We start from the raw sequence: 18326 nt of genomic DNA, 5'->3' as shown, positions 1-18326 counted from the left end.
TCAATAGTGGCAAAATAAGATTTACTTTTCTCATAGAAAAAACCTGAGATCGATTTCGAATCGACTCAGGTTTTTTTACTATTATATGCTTTTAACTAATTCAACAACTTCTTCAGCAGTTGACATTGTTAATGCTTTCTCTGCTAATGTTTCCATTTCTGCTTTTGACAACTTGCTTAGTTGTGTTCTTGCAGGAAGGATAGATGTTGCACTCATACTGAACTCATCTAAGCCTAATCCTAATAATAATGGGATAGCAAGTGAATCTCCCGCCATCTCACCACACATACCAGCCCATTTGCCCTCTTTATGAGCAGCATCGATAACCATTTTTACAAGACGTAAAATAGATGGGTTATATGGTTGGTATAAGTAAGCTACTTGTTCGTTCATACGGTCTGCAGCCATTGTGTATTGGATTAAGTCATTTGTTCCAATAGAGAAGAAATCAACTTCTTTTGCGAACTGATCAGCTAATACTGCTGAAGCTGGAATTTCAACCATCATACCAACTTCAATAGAATCAGAAACATTTGTACCCGCTTCTACAAGTTTTGCTTTCTCTTCTAATAAGATTGCTTTCGCTTGACGGAACTCATCAAGAGTTGCAATCATTGGGAACATAATTTTCAAGTTACCGTATACGCTAGCACGAAGTAATGCACGAAGTTGTGTACGGAACACATCTTGCTCATCAAGACATAAGCGAATTGCACGGTATCCTAAGAATGGGTTCATTTCTTTTGGTAAATGTAAGTATGGAAGTTCTTTATCTCCACCGATGTCAAGTGTACGAACAACGACTGGTTGATCTTCTTTTACACCTTCAAGAACTGCTTTATACGCTTCGAACTGCTCTTCTTCTGTTGGAAGATTGTCACGGCCCATGTATAAGAATTCTGTACGGTATAAACCAACGCCTTCTCCGCCATTATCGATAATACCTTGTACATCATTTGGTGTTCCGATATTAGCAACAAGCTCAACGTGATGTCCATCACTTGTTACAGTTGCTTGGTCTTTTAATTTTGCCCATACAACTTTTTGCTCTTCAAATTTCGCTTTCTTTTCTTCAAAAGAACGAAGAGTTTCTTCAGATGGGTTTACAATTACTTCTCCATCTAAACCGTCAATGATTACGATATCGCCGTTTTGGATTTTCTCCATAACAACTTTCGTACCAACAACAGCTGGAATTTCCATAGAACGAGCCATAATTGCAGAGTGAGATGTACGTCCACCGATATCAGTTGTGAAACCTTTTGCATACTTACGGTTTAACTGAGCTGTATCAGATGGTGTTAAATCTTCAGCAATGATGATTACTTCTTCAGAAATTGTACCAGGGTTTGAGAAGTTAATTCCTAGTAAATGTGCAAGAACACGTTTTGTTACGTCGCGAATATCCGCAGCACGTTCTTTCATGTATTCGTTATCCATGTTTTCAAACATAGAAATAAACATTGATGCAACTTCATCCATTGCAAATTCAGCATTTACTTTTTCGCCATTTACTTTATCTTTTACTGGATTCACTAATTCTGGATCATTTAATACTAATAAATGTGCTTCAAAGATAGCAGCTTTATCAGCACCTAGCTCAGCAAAAGCATGGTCCTTAATAGCTTCTAGTTCAGATTTTGCTTTCTCAAGCGCAGCGTCTAAGCGTGCAATTTCAGCAGCTTCGTCTGTAATTGATTTCTTTTCAATGTTAAATTCAGGATTCTCAAGTCTGAAAGCCTTTGCAATAGCAATCCCACTTGATGCAGCGATCCCTTGAATGTTAAGAGTCATTATTCTCCTAATCCTTCGTTTTTCATAGTTTCTTCGATAGCTGCTAGTGCTTGAGCTGCATCATCACCATTTGCAGTGACCTTAATTTCCGCGCCTTGTTGAATTCCTAAAGACATAACACCCATGATTGATTTTAAGTTAACGTTTTTTCCGTTATACTCTAAGTTGATGTCAGAACCAAATTTGCTTGCAGTGTTTACAAGTAGAGTTGCTGGACGAGCATGAATTCCTGAGTCGCTAGTTACTTTAAAGATTTTTTCCATGATAATTTATCTCCTTCAAATACAGTATTTTTTTAGTTGTATAGACGTGAGTACTACATCATCTATTGTATATAATAGGCGATGTTCGGTCAACCACATCGCCTATTATAATTATAAACATTTTGCGTCAAATTCCTACTGAATGTCAATAATAGCGTTTTCGCCCTTCTTAACATTTCCATCTTTTTTCAATTCGACTTGTTGCCCTTGTTGTAAATTCGTAAAGACGATTGGTGTAATAATAGATGGTGCATTTTCTTTTACAAATGCAAGATCTACTTTTAATAATGGTTGTCCTTGTTTCACTTTATCACCTTGTGCTACAAGCGCTTCAAAGCCTTCACCATTTAATTTTACAGTATCAATACCGAAGTGGATTAAAATTTCTTTTCCGCCTTCAGACTGAATACCAATCGCATGTTTTGTAGGGAATACATTTACAATCTCACCATTAACCGGAGAAACTACTGTTCCTTCTGTTGGCTCAATCGCAAATCCATCTCCCATCATTTTCCCTGAGAATACTTGGTCAGGTACTTCTGTAATCGGTAAGATTTTCCCTTCAATTGGTGAAACGATTGTTTCATTTTCATCAACCTGTTGAGGAGCTTCTTCCACTTTTACAGGCGCTTCTTTTTCAACATGAGGTGTACGACCTGACATAATATCATGAATTTGTGATTTTAATGTGTCAGATTTCGGTCCGAAAATAGCTTGAATGTTATTTCCAACTTCAAGTACACCGGCTGCTCCAAGCTCTTTTAAGCGGTCTTTATTTACATTTTTTTGTTCGTTAACTTGAACGCGTAAACGAGTAATACAAGCATCTAACGAAGCAATGTTTTCTTTACCACCAAGTGCTACTAATACTTCACGTGGAAGTTCTCCTGCTTCTGTTTTCCCTGCGCCTTCATTAGCATTCGCTACTTCACGACCAGGTGTTTTTAAGTTCCATTTACGGATTGCGAAACGGAATCCGAAGTAGTAAATCACTGCTAGTACAAGACCAACAATAATTACCCACCACCATGCCGTACGACCTGGTAGTACACCGAATAATATGAAGTCAATTAAACCACCAGAGAATGTCATACCAATTTTAACACCTAAAATTTGCATTGTCATAAATGATAGACCAGCGAATACTGCATGAATTCCGAATAATACTGGTGCTACGAATAAGAATGAAAATTCAAGTGGTTCTGTAATACCTGTTAAGAAAGATGTTAATGCAGCAGATCCTAAAATACCAGCTGCTAATTTTTTATTTTCCGGACGTGCTTCATGGTACATTGCTAAAGCTGCTGCTGGAAGACCGAACATCATGAACGGATACTTACCAGTTGTAAATGTACCTGCTGTTAATTCTACGCCGTCTTTTAACTGTGCCATAAAGATTTTTTGGTCACCACGGATTAATTCGCCAGCTGCATTTGTATACTGACCGAATTCGAACCAGAACGGTGAATAGAAAATATGATGTAATCCAAATGGAATTAATGAACGTTCGATTAAACCGAATATAAATGCTGCTATCGTTCTATTTGCATCAATCATTTGATGTGAGAACGTATTTAAGCCACCCTGAATGTATGGCCAAATGAAGCACATGATAATACCTACCACTAAAGAGAATGTTGCAGTTGCGATTGGTACGAAACGCTTACCTGCAAAGAAACCTAAGTATGATGGTAATTCAATGTTGAAGTATTTATTATAACAATATGCCGCTACTATCCCGACGATAATACCACCAAACACTCCTGTTTGCAGCGTTGGAATTCCTAATACGTTTGCATATGCTGGATCTGAAAATCCAATTTTTACTGGATCTGTTCCAGTGCTTGTTACTTTCACTAGTTTATCTACTTCTAAGAACACACTCATCGTTTTGTTCATAATTAAGTATCCGACGAACGCTGCTAAACCAGCTACTCCGTCTCCACCAGCTAAACCGATCGCTACCCCAACTGCGAATAATAGCGCAAGGTTAGCGAAAATAATATCGCCAGATTGTTCCATAATTTTTGCAACCATTACGAACCAATCTGCTTTTAAAGCAGGGATAACATTTGTTAGTTGTGGATTTTGAAATGCATTACCAAATCCAAGTAAAATACCTGCTGCCGGTAAAATCGCTACTGGAAGCATAAGCGCTTTTCCGACTTTTTGAAGAACACCAAAGATCTTCTTAAACATGGAAACCCTTCCTCTCTTATCTATATTGATACTTTTCGACAAACGCCAAAAAGGCATGAGGAAAAAAAAGATAGAACGATAGCTATACAAAGGGTAGTATGTCCCTTTCTTTAGCTTACATTCCCAACTTTTCTCCACTCATGCCTGATCGAATCAGTAACACGTGTCAAAAATAGGATTACGTATAAGTTCACTATAATTAAAGCAAACGTTTTCGTTATTTACCTTAATGTGTTTGTCGAATTTTGTATAACTTTGCAATAGTTATTATACATAACTATTGTAAGCGATTCAATCATTTTTTTTAACGTTTTCATTTTAGACAAAAATATATGTCTTTTTACACATGTTCTACTTTCACTAATCGTTGTAAATGCATCGTTAAATAAATACTCTCCGCTTCATATACAGGAAGTTGTAATTCTTTCTGCATTACTTTGACTAGTTTCCACGCCAAATTATAACAAACTGGATATTCCAACTTTAATAAATCAGCAAAACTCTGTGCTTCTTCTACTTTTTCTCCTTTTTTCACCCGCTCAATAGCATATTGTAAATGGCGAATAAGGCGTAAATAATGAATGCTTTCTTGGTCTAATGTAATTTGTAGGCTTGTCTCAATTAAAGACACAAGTTGTGCAATAAGACGAGAATTTTGATTAACAGAAGATAAATCAGAGTTTGTAAGCGAGCTGTAAATGTGAAGTGCGATAAAGCCAACTTCCCCTTCTGGCAATGTAATTTGCAAACGAGAATTTAAAAGTTGCACAACGCCTTCAGCAATTTTATATTCCTCTGGATATAGCATTTTCGTTTCAACTAAAAAAGGATTATCTATTGTAAGTCCTTGTTTCAGCCTTTTAATTGCAAAAGAAATATGATCTGTTAAAGCGATATGAATATGTTCATTTAATGGAGACTCCGCTTTTTCTTGAATATATAACATAATATCATTCATCAATTCAATTAGCTTTTCACTCACATGTGGTACTAAAAGTTTGTATTGTTCTCGATCACGTTCATTTTTTAAAACAAACATTTTCTCAATTTGTTCTTGCTCCAACACATCTTCAGCCTTTTTCCCAAATCCGATTCCTTTACCGATCACTACTACTTCCTCGTGTTCAGGATGGCTAGCAATGATGACATTATTATTTAAAACTTTTTTAATTTCTAGATAATTACTCATATAACACCACCCTCGTACTTAAATAGCCTACTTTTATGTTACAGAACATTCTTCTTTTTCGTCAATATAAAACATCTACCATTTAATAAAAATTCATTTTTTAGACATGTTTGTATATGATGCGTATAATGTAAGGGCAACTGTACATAGAAAGGAGATTGCAACATGATTAAAATGTTTGTAAGTGATATTGATGGAACGATGATGCAACACGGAGGTCTGATTGATGAGCAGGATGTTGCGGCACTTCGCAGTCTTGCTGAGCAAAATGTTATTCTTTGCTTCGCTTCTGGACGACTTGATAATGAAATCGCAGACTTAATGAAAGCTGTAAATACAAATTTCCATCGTATTAGTGTAAATGGTGTGTTTGTATATACTAATGAAAATAAGCAACTATTATCCGCAAATTTTGATTCCAGCATTCTTCCTGATTTACTAGCTATGACAAATCAAGACCCTTATTTCCGTTATGTAAGTGATGAGCATAATTACTATATTGAAGAAAAGACACCTTTTATTCATGAACTCGAAAAACAAGTAGCAATGACTTCTGTTGAAGAACCAAATTTATTACAGAAAATCGATGATACAATTTTTCCAAATAAAATTTCTATCGGTGGAACAAAGGAAAACTTACAACTCCTTCAAAAAAAGATCGATGAAAAATTCCATGGAAAAGTTAGTACTTTCATTTCAGCTGAACAATGTTTAGATGTAATGCCACCAAATATTAGTAAAGGTTCTGCTATTTCTGTTTTATTACAAGAGTTTCAAATACAACCAGAGGAGGTTGCGTGCATAGGGGATTCTTACAATGATATTCCAATGTTTTCCTTAACTCCCCATAGTTTTGCTATGTCTCAAGCTGATGATGCGGTAAAAGAGCACGCTCACTATGTAGTAGATGCTGTCAAAGATGCCGTTAACCAAGTACTTGTTTATAATGAAGAAGCAAATAAAAATACGACTCGATCCTTATAAGGATGAGTCGTATTTTTATTTCTTTACATGTTGAAAACATCAAAGTTCACTGTACTTCACAAACTGAAATATATTACTTGTTACGTGCGATGTTCGTAATAAACTTGTAACGATCCCCACGATAAATACATTTCACATACTCTAACGGTAACTCACCTTCTGAATATGACCATTGACGCATTACAAGTACAGGCGCCTTTTTAGGAATATGCAGATGTTCAGCTTCATTATCCGTTGCAATTGAAGCTTCAATTGATTGAGTAGCGCGAACAAGCTTAAAGCCCAGTTTTTTCTCTAAATGTTCATATAAAGATTGTTGTAATATTTCTTCGTTAATATCTTTCACAAGAGTTGGCGACAAATATGTCGTCTCAAATGCAATCGGTTCGTCATCAGCTAAGCGCGTACGCCTCACTTCATAAACCGATTCTCCCTCTTGTATTCTCAGCCGGTCTGCTATTTTAGCAGTAGCTGGAACTAGGCGGAAACTTAATAACTGGCTGCTCGGTTTCATACCACGAGATATCATATCTTCTGTGAATCCCGTCATTCCTTGCAACTTTTGCTCCACTTTCGGAAGTTGGACGAACGTTCCAATCCCACGTTTCCGGTATAAATAACCTTGTTCCACTAAGTTATTAATCGCCTGTCTGATTGTCATACGACTCACTTCGAACTTATCACAAAGTTCATTCTCAGATGGAATTTTATCTCCCGGCTTCCATTCGCCTTCCTCAATTAGCTGTTTCACCCACTCTTGAATCTGATAATAAATCGGAAATGGTGAATACTTGTCGATGTTCATCAGCAATCGCCTCACTGCATAAAGATAGAGCTTCTGGATCTGCGATTACGGTTACATTCGGATGACGTTGTAAAACTGTAGCAGGACACGCCTCACTATATTCACCTTGCAATAATTCTTTAATAGCTTCTGCCTTTTTAGATCCCATAGCAACAAGTAGAATTTGTTTCGCTTTCATAATACTTCCAATTCCCATTGTAATCGCATGAGTCGGCACATCTTCTTCATTTTCAAAGAAGCGAAGGTTTGCTTGGCGTGTAGATTCTGTTAATTCTACAATGTTAGTTGGAGAATTAAATGGTGTTCCTGGCTCATTAAATCCGATGTGACCGTTTTCACCGATTCCAAGAATCTGTAAGTCAACTGGGTTAGCTACTAGAATGCCTTCATAACGCTTGCACTCTTCCTCTAAATCACTTGCCATCCCATTCGGTACATAAGTTTGTTTAAATGGAAGATGATCAAACAACTGTTCTTGCATGAAATAGTGATAGCTGTTTTTATCTTCGTGTGGTAAATTTACGTACTCATCTAAGTTTACAGTGATTGCATGACTTGTATCAAGTTTATTTTTTCGCATTTCTGCATAAATACCTAATGGAGAGCTTCCTGTAGCCATTCCTAAAGTTGGATTTTCTTTTGATTTTACAACCTCTTTAATTAACTTATAACCTGCTTCTGCTAATTCTTCTGGAGTTTTTACAACAAGAATATTCATCTAATTACTTCCCTTCCTTCATATGAATTCCTAAACGAACCGTATCATATACATGTAATTCTTCAGTCATAACAACAAAGTCTGCATCTTTACCTACCGCTAACGCACCTTTATTATTTAATCCAAATTCTTCTGCTTGGTTAACTGATGTCATTAACACTGCCTCCTCGATTGAACATCCTGTAAATTCAATTACATTTCGGAAAGCTTGATCCATTTTTAAAATACTACCAGCTAACGTTCCATCTTCTAATCGGGCACTGCCATCTTTTACATGTACTGGCTGTCCGCCAAGCTCATATAATCCTTCTTCAAGACCTTTTGCACGCATTGCATCTGTAATGACACTTACTTTTTTCGGTCCTTTTAATTTATATGCTAATTTCACCATATCAGGGTGAATGTGAATACCATCTGTAATTACTTCAACCATTACATCTGGATTTAATAACACATGACCAACAACTCCTGGTTCACGATGATGTAATCCACGCATTTGATTGTATAAATGTGTTGCATGTGTAATTTTTCTATTTTTCAGTTGTGCATCAATTGCATCTGTATGCCCCATTGTGCCAACAACACCTGTTTCAGCAAGATACTGTTCAAACTCTAACGCACCTTCTTCTTCCGGTGCATATGTTACTAATTTAATTAGATTACCGCTTGCTTCCTGCCATTGTTTAAATTGCTCGATACTCGCAGGAACAATATGTTCAAGTGGTTGTGCACCCGCACGTTTTTTTGAAACATATGGTCCTTCTAAGTGAATATATTCGAAATGTGCTCCCTTATCTTTCGCTTCCTTCGCAGCACTTAGCGCCGCTTCAATCGCTTCTGGAGCTTGTGTCATTGTTGTTGGGAAGTAAGTTGTAACTCCTTCTTTTAACATTTCTTTACCAAGAGTTACTAATCCATCGCTATTTGCATCCATCGCATCAATATCGTATCCACCATGAATATGAACATCAATCATACCTGGAATCACAATCTTTCCTGCCGCATCTAACACAGTTTCATTTTCTTGTGATACATATTGAGCCATCAAACCAATTTCTTTAATTGTTTCTGTGTAACGAATAAATCCGTTTTCCACTACTTCTTTACCTGTATAAATTTTGGCATTGATGACAACTTGCGTTTTCATTTTCATCGATCCTTTCCCATGAAATACCTACTTGTTATTATTACCTTATTCGCCTAATTCCATCTTAATATACACACGAGTAGTTGTCTATACATTCTAATGAAATTTCCTCTTCATTCAGCAGAAAAAAGGAAATTTATTTCTTTTTCATTATAATATATGTTATTCATTTTTTCCAAAATGGAAAATACCCTCTTATATAATTAATTACTTAAGTAGTGGCATAAGACCACTCGACCCCATAGTAATATGTTCACCGTCTGTTTCTATTTCTACTGTACGCTTGTTTGTTCCGTATATCATTATACCACGCTGTTTTAATCGTCTTACAACACTTTGATGAGGATGTCCATATGGATTTCTACTCCCGTACGAAAGAATAGCGAATTGTGGGTCTACTTTTTTTAAGAATGTTTCACTCGTTGAAGTATACGAGCCATGATGCCCTACTTTTAATACATCTGCATGTACATCAAATTGCTTTAATATTTCATTTTCTGTCCGTATATCAGCATCACCCATTAATAAAAAGTCCGCTTTACCATATCGAATCTTTAATACAATTGAAGACTCGTTATTCTCGTCTTTCGATTTCCCATTGTTCAATACTTGTATAGAAACATGTGGATCTAGCGGTATGTATTGTCCTTCCTTCACTGAAATGAAAGGAATGCCCCTTTTTTTAATGTTATTTCGATACGTATGATAAGTAAATGAACTATATGTTTTCCCGCTATCTAATACGAGGGAAACTGGCATTTGCTCTACAATTGGAATAAGTCCTCCTATATGGTCCATATCAGGATGAGTACTTACAATCACATCTAAATGATTAATTCTTTTTTCAATTAGTTTTTGAATAATGACCTCTCCCGCTTCATAAGGACCCCCATCTATTAACATCGTTTGACCATTTGGCAATGTAATAAGTGTCGCATCACCTTGTCCAACTTTTAAAAAACTCACTTTCATTTTACCAAAATGTTGCCGCTGCATATGTATAGAAGACGCAGTATGAATAGACATCATATATCTTTTAGCCGATGCGCTGTTTAACGAAAAGCATAATAAAACAGAAACCAACAATAGAATATTCCGTACACCTCTCATAACTCGTCTCCTTTTTTCATTTAGTATGGCACGCTCTGTAATTGATATACAAAAAAAGCTTAGCAAAATGCTAAGCTTTTATTTTGATAATTCCTGTAAAGAACCAAAGAATAAATCTGCTTCATTCATTTGTTCATTTTCTTCCGAAAGAGGTGGTAAATCATCTAACGTTTTCAATCCAAACGTATCTAAAAATTCTTTCGTCGTTCCGTATAAAATAGGGCGCCCTGGTCCTTCCGCTCTTCCCGTTTCTTTTATAAGTAAGTGTGAAACTAACGTTTGTAATGCCTTGTCCGTTTTCACACCTCTAATCTCTTCCATTTCTGTCCTTGTAATCGGTTGACGGTACGCAACGATTGCCAACGTTTCAAGAGCTGCTTGAGAAAGTGAAGCCGCGGTTGGAGTATCTATTAATTTTTGATAGTACGAAGCATGTTCTTTCTTTGTTGCAAAACGATACACTTTTGCATATTGTACAATTTGCAAACCGCGATTCGATCCTTCGCATTCTTTTTGCATTTCCTCTATACTGTTTATTACTTCTTCCACTTCAACTTCCAGAACTTTAGCTATCTGTTCCGGATAAATCCCTTCGTCACCTGCAACAAATAAAAGCCCTTCAATAATCGATTTTTGTTCTTTTCTATCCATTTTACGAACTCCTTCCTCCTATTTCCCATAAAAAACACACATAAAAAAACCGAATCACAGTAAATGCGTTCGGTTCAATATTTCTTCTCTCGTTCCAAACGATACATTAAAACCTAACATGAGATAAAATATTTCTATCCCATCTTCACATCAACTCTATACGGATTTATTAGAGCTTGATACGAAAATTTCATCAAAATTATGTTCCTGCTCAATTATGATTTGTTGATTTTTCATTAGCTCAAGAACCGCTAAAAATGTTACAACCATTATTTCACGTTCTTCATCAGCAAACAAATCATAAAAGCTTTGACGACCGCCTCTTACTTCTAACTGTTGTAGAATATCAGTCATTCGCTGTGCAATTGGTATTTCTTGGCGAGTAATTCGCGTTGTTACGGGGGTTTTTGCTTTTTTACGACGCATTAGCTTTTGAAATGCCGCTAACATATCATATAACGTAACATCAAGAGGTAAGCTTGTCTCCTCTTCTTGTTGAAATGATGTAAAATCAATTGGCGGACGTGTATATAGCTGTGCTCTTTCTTGTTCTCTTTCTTTTAACTCAGTAGCAACTTGCTTATATTTCTTATATTCAATTAACCTCTCCATCAATTCTTGACGAGGATCATCTATAAAGTCTTCACCGTTATCAGGTACATCTTCTTCTTGTTTCGGTAACAACATTTTACTTTTAATTTGTAATAACGTTGCAGCCATTACTAAATACTCACTGGCAACATCTAATTGTAATTCTTTCATCGTATGGACATAAGATAGATATTGCTCTGTAATTTTCGCTACAGGAATATTATATATATCAATTTCGTAACGATTTATTAAGTGTAACAATAGATCTAAAGGCCCTTCAAAAGCCTCTACTTTAAAATTATACTGCACAAAGCATCCCACCACATTTTTTCTATAACACCATAAGTATAGAGCATACTCATGTTCTATCCAACCTTTTTAAGAAATTTAATTAAAAATAGACCTATGCCCATGTCATAATGCCCACCGCTTCATATGATAACAATGTAGTAAGAACAATGTAGGAGGTCAAAAAACTATGGGTCACGTTGATTGCGGTTTTAGCGGTGGGTTCGCATTACTTGTTGTACTGTTCATTTTACTAATCATTGTAGGAGCAGCTTGCTTCTGCTAATAGGACGCAATAAAGCGACTAGGGATATTTCCCTAGTCGCTTATTGTTAATATTTCTATGATAAACTGTACATATAACCGTTAGACAGGAGCGAATAAAATGTATCCTACCGAGTACATACAATTTTTAATTCATTTTCACGGAGACTATGATTATTTTGAATGTCATGAAATATTAGAAGAGTATTGGAAATTAAAACCTAGAGGAGAACGCGACAATTACTTAGTCGGTCTCATTCAAATTGCTGTTTCCTTATACCATCACAGACGATCCAACTGGAATGGTGCAGAGAAGATGATAAAAAGCGCAATAGCACTTTTAGAAAAGAACAGTACATCTTTACATCAATTAGGAATAGATCATAAACAACTTATGTTCTTATTAAATGAAAGATTAAACTCTATCCACAAAAAGGAAATTTTTGCGCCGTTATTTTTACCCTTATTAGACGTATCGTTAGAAAAACAATGCATACAGTTATGTAAGAAACAAAACCTCTCTTGGAAAGATCTGAACGTCATTCCTGGTGAATACATCATAAGTAAGCACACATTGCGTGATCGAACAGAAGTCATTTCTGAGCGACACGAGCAACTACAAAAAAGAAAGCAGAGATAATAAACTACTTATCCCTGCTTTCATGAATGTATATTTTGTTCAAGCTCTTTACACTTTTTGCAAAAACTTGCTGTTTGCTCATTTCCGCAAATTGTAAACTCAAGAAATTTACTCTTAAGCTCTTGAACCATCTTCGTCCCAATCCCCATATGACGGTGAGACGGATTCACGCTCAAATGCTGAATTTCCAATACCTGATCTTCTTTTTTTATAATCCCCATTATCCCAACAAAATCTTCATTTTGTTTCCACAAATACAATTGCCAATCCTCTTTCGCTTCATATTCTTTCATTGTCAATTGTAATGTTTTCACATCTTTTTCAGTTGGCATAAATGAAAGAAGCCCCATTGCAATTTTTTCATAACTTTTTTTAAAACGAATTAACATAACCCTTATCCCTTCTTACAAAAGTTACAAACTATTTATCCCCTCAATCACTCTTTTCATATCACATTCATTCTACAATATTTTTACCAGAGTGAGAAGGGGCTGAAACAACTTGATAATCATACAAAGCGTTAAGAAGAAAGTCAAATATATGTTTCCACGCTATTTCTTTCTATTACACCGCTCAAAAAAGAGACAATACTATATAGGAACTAAAAGGAAAATCCCTTTCTCATCACATTTCACTTATTAACCACTTTTGAACAAAGTAGTTCTACCAAAAGCAATATGTTAAGAGAAATACATTTATTGAAGCATATAATTCGTACTCTATCCTATGTATTTTGTTAAAAGTGTGTTCTCATGAACAATATAATTTAACGTTAGTAGCCGTCCTATTTGTGTCATATACTTTAAAATATATACCAATTCCTGTTTATAGGAAATAAAAAAAGAGAGCAAAATCGCTCTCTTTTTCTCATAACTTATTCTTCCCAAACTTTAACTTCTTTCATTACATCGCCTTGACGCATGTTTAATACCGTTTCAATACCGCTTGTTGCTTTACCGAATACAGTATGTACGCCATCTAAATGCGGTTGTGGCTCATGAACAACAAAGAATTGGCTACCACCTGTATTACGGCCAGCATGTGCCATAGAAAGTGAGCCAACAAGATGTCTATGAGGATTTCCATCAGTTTCACATGGGATAGAGTAACCTGGGCCACCTGCTCCTGTGCCTGTTGGGTCTCCACCTTGGCTTACGAAGCCAGGAATAACGCGGTGGAATGTCACACCATCATAAAATCCTTGCTCTGCTAATTTTTTAAAGTTTTCTACTGTTTTTGGTGCCTCTTCTGGGAAAAATTCTAAATCGATTTTTTCGCCATTTTCCATTAATATGTATCCTAAAGTTTTCATATGTATATGTCTCCTTTCAACTATCTCAGCACTATATTACCATATTCATGACGAGAAACAAAAAGAATCCGACAATCTGCATACTTCTTTTTTGAAATGTGGAAGAAGCTAGGTGACAAATAAGAAAAATATACTATAATAACTGTGTTGCCCGAAAATTTAAGAAAGAGAAAGGGAGCGATTTTTCGTGAAAACGAAATTACTAGCTCTGCTATTAGCTGTAGCCGTATTTATTATGCCAACAGCTTCATTTGCAGACATCATTGAGGGAGAATCAATTGTTACACTAGGAGAAAACTTATCTGAACAACAGAAACAAGATCTTTTGAAAGAAATGAAAGCACCAAAAGATGCACAAATTATTACTGTATCTAATGCGGAAGAACATAAATTTCTAGAGGGCATCGTTCCAAAAGCGCAAATTGGTACGAGAGCTATTTCCTCTTCTATGATTACATACACAAAACCAGGGTCAGGTCTCATTGTACGCTCAAAAAACATTAATTCGATAACAGATGCAATGTACACAAATGCACTTATTACAGCAGGTGTGAAAGATGCAGAGATTCAAATTACTGCACCATTTAAAGTTTCAGGAACTGCTGCTTTAACAGGTTTAATGAAGGCCTATGAAACAACATCAAACAAAGCCATTCCTGAAGAAGTAAAAAAAGTAGCCAATGAAGAAATGGTACAAACAGCCCAGCTTGGTGATAAAATCGGCGAAGAAAAAGCAGTTCAACTTGTTGCAAAAATTAAAGAAGAAATTGCAAAAGAACAGCCAAAAACAACTGAAGATTTACGTACATTAATTAAAAAAATTGCTGATCAACTCGGTATTACATTAACAGATGAACAGCTGGATAGCCTAGTAGCGTTATTTGATAAAATGAAAAATCTTAATATCGATTGGAACCAAGTTGGTAGCCAATTAGAGAAAGCAAAAGACCATGTGTCTGCCTTCTTAGGATCTGAAGAAGGGCAAAGTTTCCTAGATAAAGTAAAAGATTTCTTCTCTAGTATCATTGATTTCGTTAAATCTTTATTCAAGTAAAAAAGAAGCTCGCCGCTGGCGGGCTTCTTTTTTATACAAGTAACGGTAATTTCATAATAGCTTCTTCAACCGAACGGACAACATGATTTGCTTTCTCCTTTACATACGGATGAGCATGATGGAGGGTGAAGGAGTGCGGGGTTACTTCAAACATAGAAATATCATTGAAAGAATCTCCAATACATGCAACTTCATTTGCTTCAATTTGTAAATGTTCCATTAATCGCTTCAGAGCGCTTCCTTTACTTACACCTCTTGGCATAATGTCAACATATCGCTTACCCGATATAAAGACTTCCGCTTCGCTATGAAATGTATCTCTCAACTCTTGATCTAATGCTACAATTTTTTCTTCTTCGCCAAAAACAAATAATTTCGCAGGATGTACAGTCTTCCCAAATTCCTCTTCTAACTCTTCGATTTCAGCAATATGCACTCCCATATACTCTTCAAAAGTATGGTGATGTTCATTCTTCCTTTTTGTATATCGCTGCTCATTTGCACAAACAATATCTGCTAGTCCCTTTTTATGTATATATCGATATATTTCCTGGGCAACCCCATCTTCAAAACTCGATTCATGAAATACTTTTCCATCCGGTAGTATCATTGTCGCTCCATTTAAACTAGTTGTGTAATACGGGAACGAAAACCTTTTTACCGCCTCATCAATTCGGTGAGTAAAACGGCCAGAGGCAAAACAAATATTTGTCCCGTTTTCAGCTAGCCAACAAAGCGCTCGTTCATCTTCTTTTTGCATATCATTCATATTGTAAACGAGTGTATCATCTAAATCACTTACAAATAGTTTAATCATGTCCTCTTCCCCTTCCATACACAATATCTACTCTAATTGTACAAAAAAAATGTTTGATTTTTGTTAAAAAAACAATAAATTTTCAATAAAAAATAAGCGGAGCATAATCCCGCTTATTTTTGTCTTCGCACATTTTGAGGTCTTACAATACTTGGACGAACCTTTAAACTAGACATAGTTGGACGAAGTAAAATTTTCGTTAACGCGCCCCAATCAAACGGTAAAAACGGCCATAAATACGGTGTTTGCAAGCTTTTTATAGATGTTAAAAATAGAATCAATATCGTCATTCCAATGACAAATCCCATTTCATGAAATATGCCTGTTAAAATAATGACAAACAATTTTCCAATCTTATTCCCAAGCCCTAACTCATAACTTGGCGTTGCGTATGCTCCAATCATAGAAACTGCTACGTACAAAATAACTTCTGGTACAAACAAACCTACATCAATTGCAATTTGACCAATTAATATGGCAGAAATTAATCCTGCTGCCGACGACAATGATGTCGGTGTATGAATGGCGGCCATTCTTAAAAATTCGAGTCCGACTTCCGCCATCAAAATTTGTAATAAAATCGGTAAATGCGTCATCTTATTTGGTCCAATGAAAGCAAGACTTTCCGGTAAAAGAGTCGGATCAAAAACAAAAACTAGCCAAAATGGCAGTAAGAATAGCGAAAATATAACACCTAAAAAACGTACCCAACGTAAAAATGTACCTACAGCTGGATTTTGTCTAAACTCTTCTGCATGCTGTAAATGGTGAAAATATGTTGTTGGAGTGATCATAGCACTTGGTGATGTATCAACGAGTACTAACACATGTCCTTCTAACAGATGATTTGCTGCTACATCTGGTCTCTCTGTGTATCGGATAAGTGGGAATGGATTATAACCTTGTTTCACTACAAATTCTTCTACCGTTTTATCCGCCATAGTAATCCCATCTACTTCAATGTTATTTAATTCTTGTTTTATAATCTTCACTAAATCTGGATTTGCAACATCTTGTACGTATGTAATACAAATATCCGTTTGCGATCTATCCCCTACTCGAATCATTTCATTTCGAAGACGTGGATCGCGTATTCTTCTACGAATTAACGCTGTATTTACAACGATATTTTCAACAAAGCCATCCCTTGCACCACGCACTACCTTTTCTGTATCTGGTTCTGTTGGTGTCCGTCCCGGATAACTACGAACATCTATTGCAAACGCTTCTGTTTCACCTTCCACAAATATAACAATGAGTCCCGATAATACTTGGAGCATTACATCATCCATCGTTTTTACTTTACTTACTTGTTGATGAATTAAACGATTCTCTAAAAGCTTTACTGTATCTTCTTCTACATCCCTTATTTCATTTGTATCCACCGCTTCTTCTAAAATAGGGATAATATAATTCGTATCACAAAGTCCATTTACAAATAACACACCAATTTCTTTATTTAAAATTTGAAATTTACGAATACCAACATCGTATGTAACACCCAGTCCAACTGTTTGCTTTAAATAATTTTCATTATCACTTAAAAAAGATGAAATCGGGATATTCACTTTTTTAGGCTTCGTCATAAAAGCCACTCCTTTCCAAAATTAATTGAATCGCTTTTCTAGTAATAGGTGATCCTCTCTCCCATTCATCATTTCCGCACATCTTGCCAATATCACCGACCCCCACTATGACAGGAACATTCAGACCATCTAAACAATAAATCGTATCTCCACTAATCCTGCCAATTTCACCATCTGGGAGTCCAAATTTATCAACGCCGTATTCTGTCAAATTCCCATTCCGATCTACACTTACATCTACACGTGCCCATTCCCAATGATGTGTATTAGATGCTACTGCTAAAATACCGAGTACATCAACTTGTTTATGTGTTGCGACATACTTTAACGCCTTTTCACCAGATCCTTCTCCTATAAATCCGCTGTCATCAAACATGACAAATACAGGGTCATATGGCGTTTGCATAATAAGCTCAACAACTTTCTTCCCTGTCAATTTGGTCGGATTACTTTGCGATGCTGAAATACACCTCCCCCCAAATTCCTTTGTTAACAGCTCAATTGTCCGCTTTGCATATTCATCTCCATCTGTGACCAAAACAACCCTTCGTCTCATTTGATTTATCCTTTCGGTTTACATATAAGTGCAACAAAAAATGAAAATAATATCGCTGCTGAAATCCCCGCAGACGTTAAGCTAAACATACCGATTCCAATTCCTAAATATCCATGTTTTTCTGCCGCATGCATTGCCCCGTGCAATAGTGAGTGTCCAAAACTTGTAATAGGGACTGTTGCCCCAGCACCTGCAAATTTTATAAGCTTATCGTACAATCCGAATCCGTCTAAAATAGCTCCGGCGACTACAAAAGTTGCCATTAAATGTGCCGGTGTTAACTTTGCGAAATCTAGCAACACTTGTCCAATTACACAAATAGCTCCTCCTACAAGAAATGCATATATAAAATCCACAA

At 36.1% G+C, this 18326-nt stretch carries 20 protein-coding genes; 4 read left to right on the top strand and 16 right to left on the bottom strand.

What is annotated here, in order from left to right; genetic code table 11:
- Window positions 1-81: 81 nt before the first annotated feature.
- The 4 genes from ptsP to glcT form a co-directional block, all read right to left on the bottom strand.
- Window positions 82-1794 carry a phosphoenolpyruvate--protein phosphotransferase gene (gene ptsP / locus JFU54_RS11540; protein WP_002143015.1) on the bottom strand — a complete coding sequence of 571 codons (1713 nt, stop codon included), beginning with the start codon at window positions 1792-1794 and terminating at the stop codon, window positions 82-84.
- Window positions 1794-2057, bottom strand: coding sequence for a phosphocarrier protein HPr (gene ptsH / locus JFU54_RS11535; protein ID WP_002033915.1), 264 nt, complete (start codon window positions 2055-2057; stop codon window positions 1794-1796). The genes ptsP and ptsH overlap by 1 nt, the downstream gene beginning before the upstream one ends.
- A 135-nt stretch (window positions 2058-2192) precedes the next feature.
- Window positions 2193-4256, bottom strand: a complete 2064-nt coding sequence (ptsG, locus tag JFU54_RS11530; protein ID WP_002014901.1) for a PTS glucose transporter subunit IIABC — start codon at window positions 4254-4256, stop codon at window positions 2193-2195.
- Window positions 4257-4596: 340 nt separating this feature from the next.
- On the bottom strand, window positions 4597-5445 hold the full coding sequence (glcT, locus tag JFU54_RS11525) for a glucose PTS transporter transcription antiterminator GlcT (protein ID WP_002143016.1): 849 nt from the start codon (window positions 5443-5445) through the stop codon (window positions 4597-4599).
- A gap of 165 nt (window positions 5446-5610) precedes the next feature.
- On the opposite strand from glcT, the gene JFU54_RS11520 reads away from it, so the two are divergent.
- Complete coding sequence (locus JFU54_RS11520) at window positions 5611-6429, top strand: Cof-type HAD-IIB family hydrolase (RefSeq protein ID WP_002014903.1); 819 nt, start codon at window positions 5611-5613, stop codon at window positions 6427-6429.
- A gap of 73 nt (window positions 6430-6502) precedes the next feature.
- Here JFU54_RS11520 and phnF read toward each other — a convergent pair whose 3' ends face one another.
- The 6 genes from phnF to JFU54_RS11490 all read right to left on the bottom strand — a co-directional run bounded on the left by phnF (window position 6503) and on the right by JFU54_RS11490 (window position 11760).
- Window positions 6503-7234 (bottom strand): phosphonate metabolism transcriptional regulator PhnF, encoded by a 732-nt coding sequence (gene phnF / locus JFU54_RS11515; RefSeq protein ID WP_078172874.1) that lies wholly within the window; start codon window positions 7232-7234, stop codon window positions 6503-6505.
- Entirely contained in the window at window positions 7164-7952 is a 789-nt protein-coding gene (gene nagB / locus JFU54_RS11510; protein ID WP_002014905.1) for a glucosamine-6-phosphate deaminase, read from the bottom strand. The genes phnF and nagB overlap by 71 nt, the downstream gene beginning before the upstream one ends.
- A 4-nt stretch (window positions 7953-7956) precedes the next feature.
- Window positions 7957-9099, bottom strand: coding sequence for an N-acetylglucosamine-6-phosphate deacetylase (gene nagA, locus JFU54_RS11505; protein ID WP_002165119.1), 1143 nt, complete (start codon window positions 9097-9099; stop codon window positions 7957-7959).
- Window positions 9100-9306: 207 nt separating this feature from the next.
- On the bottom strand, window positions 9307-10209 hold the full coding sequence (locus tag JFU54_RS11500; RefSeq protein ID WP_002165118.1) for a ComEC/Rec2 family competence protein: 903 nt from the start codon (window positions 10207-10209) through the stop codon (window positions 9307-9309).
- 78 nt (window positions 10210-10287) lie between these two features.
- Window positions 10288-10860, bottom strand: coding sequence for an SMC-Scp complex subunit ScpB (gene scpB, locus JFU54_RS11495; protein ID WP_002128944.1), 573 nt, complete (start codon window positions 10858-10860; stop codon window positions 10288-10290).
- Between the two features lie 156 nt (window positions 10861-11016).
- Window positions 11017-11760, bottom strand: a complete 744-nt coding sequence (locus tag JFU54_RS11490) for a segregation/condensation protein A (protein WP_002143025.1) — start codon at window positions 11758-11760, stop codon at window positions 11017-11019.
- Window positions 11761-11929: 169 nt separating this feature from the next.
- Between JFU54_RS11490 and JFU54_RS11485 the strand changes: the two genes are divergently transcribed.
- Both JFU54_RS11485 and JFU54_RS11480 read left to right on the top strand, forming a co-directional pair.
- Window positions 11930-12025, top strand: a complete 96-nt coding sequence (locus tag JFU54_RS11485; RefSeq protein ID WP_000510194.1) for a YjcZ family sporulation protein — start codon at window positions 11930-11932, stop codon at window positions 12023-12025.
- A gap of 99 nt (window positions 12026-12124) precedes the next feature.
- Entirely contained in the window at window positions 12125-12643 is a 519-nt protein-coding gene (locus JFU54_RS11480) for a DUF309 domain-containing protein (protein WP_002014910.1), read from the top strand.
- 20 nt (window positions 12644-12663) lie between these two features.
- Here the strand turns inward: JFU54_RS11480 and ribT are convergent, their stop codons facing one another.
- Complete coding sequence (ribT, locus tag JFU54_RS11475) at window positions 12664-13032, bottom strand: GNAT family N-acetyltransferase RibT (RefSeq protein ID WP_000908403.1); 369 nt, start codon at window positions 13030-13032, stop codon at window positions 12664-12666.
- Between the two features lie 485 nt (window positions 13033-13517).
- A complete protein-coding gene (locus JFU54_RS11470) occupies window positions 13518-13955 on the bottom strand; it encodes a peptidylprolyl isomerase (RefSeq protein ID WP_000853785.1) in 438 nt (145 codons plus the stop codon).
- A gap of 187 nt (window positions 13956-14142) precedes the next feature.
- On the opposite strand from JFU54_RS11470, the gene JFU54_RS11465 reads away from it, so the two are divergent.
- Window positions 14143-15009: a DUF1002 domain-containing protein gene (locus JFU54_RS11465; RefSeq protein ID WP_002014912.1), complete on the top strand. Its 867-nt coding sequence runs from the start codon at window positions 14143-14145 to the stop codon at window positions 15007-15009.
- 31 nt (window positions 15010-15040) lie between these two features.
- On the opposite strand, the gene JFU54_RS11460 is transcribed toward JFU54_RS11465, so the two are convergent.
- The 4 genes from JFU54_RS11460 to spoVAE all read right to left on the bottom strand — a co-directional run bounded on the left by JFU54_RS11460 (window position 15041) and on the right by spoVAE (window position 18324).
- On the bottom strand, window positions 15041-15844 hold the full coding sequence (locus tag JFU54_RS11460) for a Cof-type HAD-IIB family hydrolase (RefSeq protein WP_002067045.1): 804 nt from the start codon (window positions 15842-15844) through the stop codon (window positions 15041-15043).
- Window positions 15845-15939: 95 nt separating this feature from the next.
- On the bottom strand, window positions 15940-17412 hold the full coding sequence (gene spoVAF, locus JFU54_RS11455) for a spore germination protein SpoVAF (RefSeq protein ID WP_002128950.1): 1473 nt from the start codon (window positions 17410-17412) through the stop codon (window positions 15940-15942).
- Window positions 17399-17968, bottom strand: coding sequence for a stage V sporulation protein SpoVABEA (gene spoVAEA / locus JFU54_RS11450; RefSeq protein WP_002088445.1), 570 nt, complete (start codon window positions 17966-17968; stop codon window positions 17399-17401). Before spoVAEA ends, spoVAF begins: the two co-directional genes overlap by 14 nt.
- Window positions 17969-17973: 5 nt before the next feature.
- A complete protein-coding gene (gene spoVAE, locus JFU54_RS11445; protein ID WP_002014916.1) occupies window positions 17974-18324 on the bottom strand; it encodes a stage V sporulation protein AE in 351 nt (116 codons plus the stop codon).
- Between the last annotated feature and the right edge of the window lie 2 nt (window positions 18325-18326).

Origin of the sequence: Bacillus sp. TH19 (assembly GCF_016651075.1) — a bacterium.
Lineage (GTDB): Bacteria > Bacillota > Bacilli > Bacillales > Bacillaceae_G > Bacillus_A > Bacillus_A mycoides.
The sequence above is the reverse complement of the archived record's forward strand: the minus strand, read 5'-3'. Positions and strand labels throughout refer to the sequence as shown.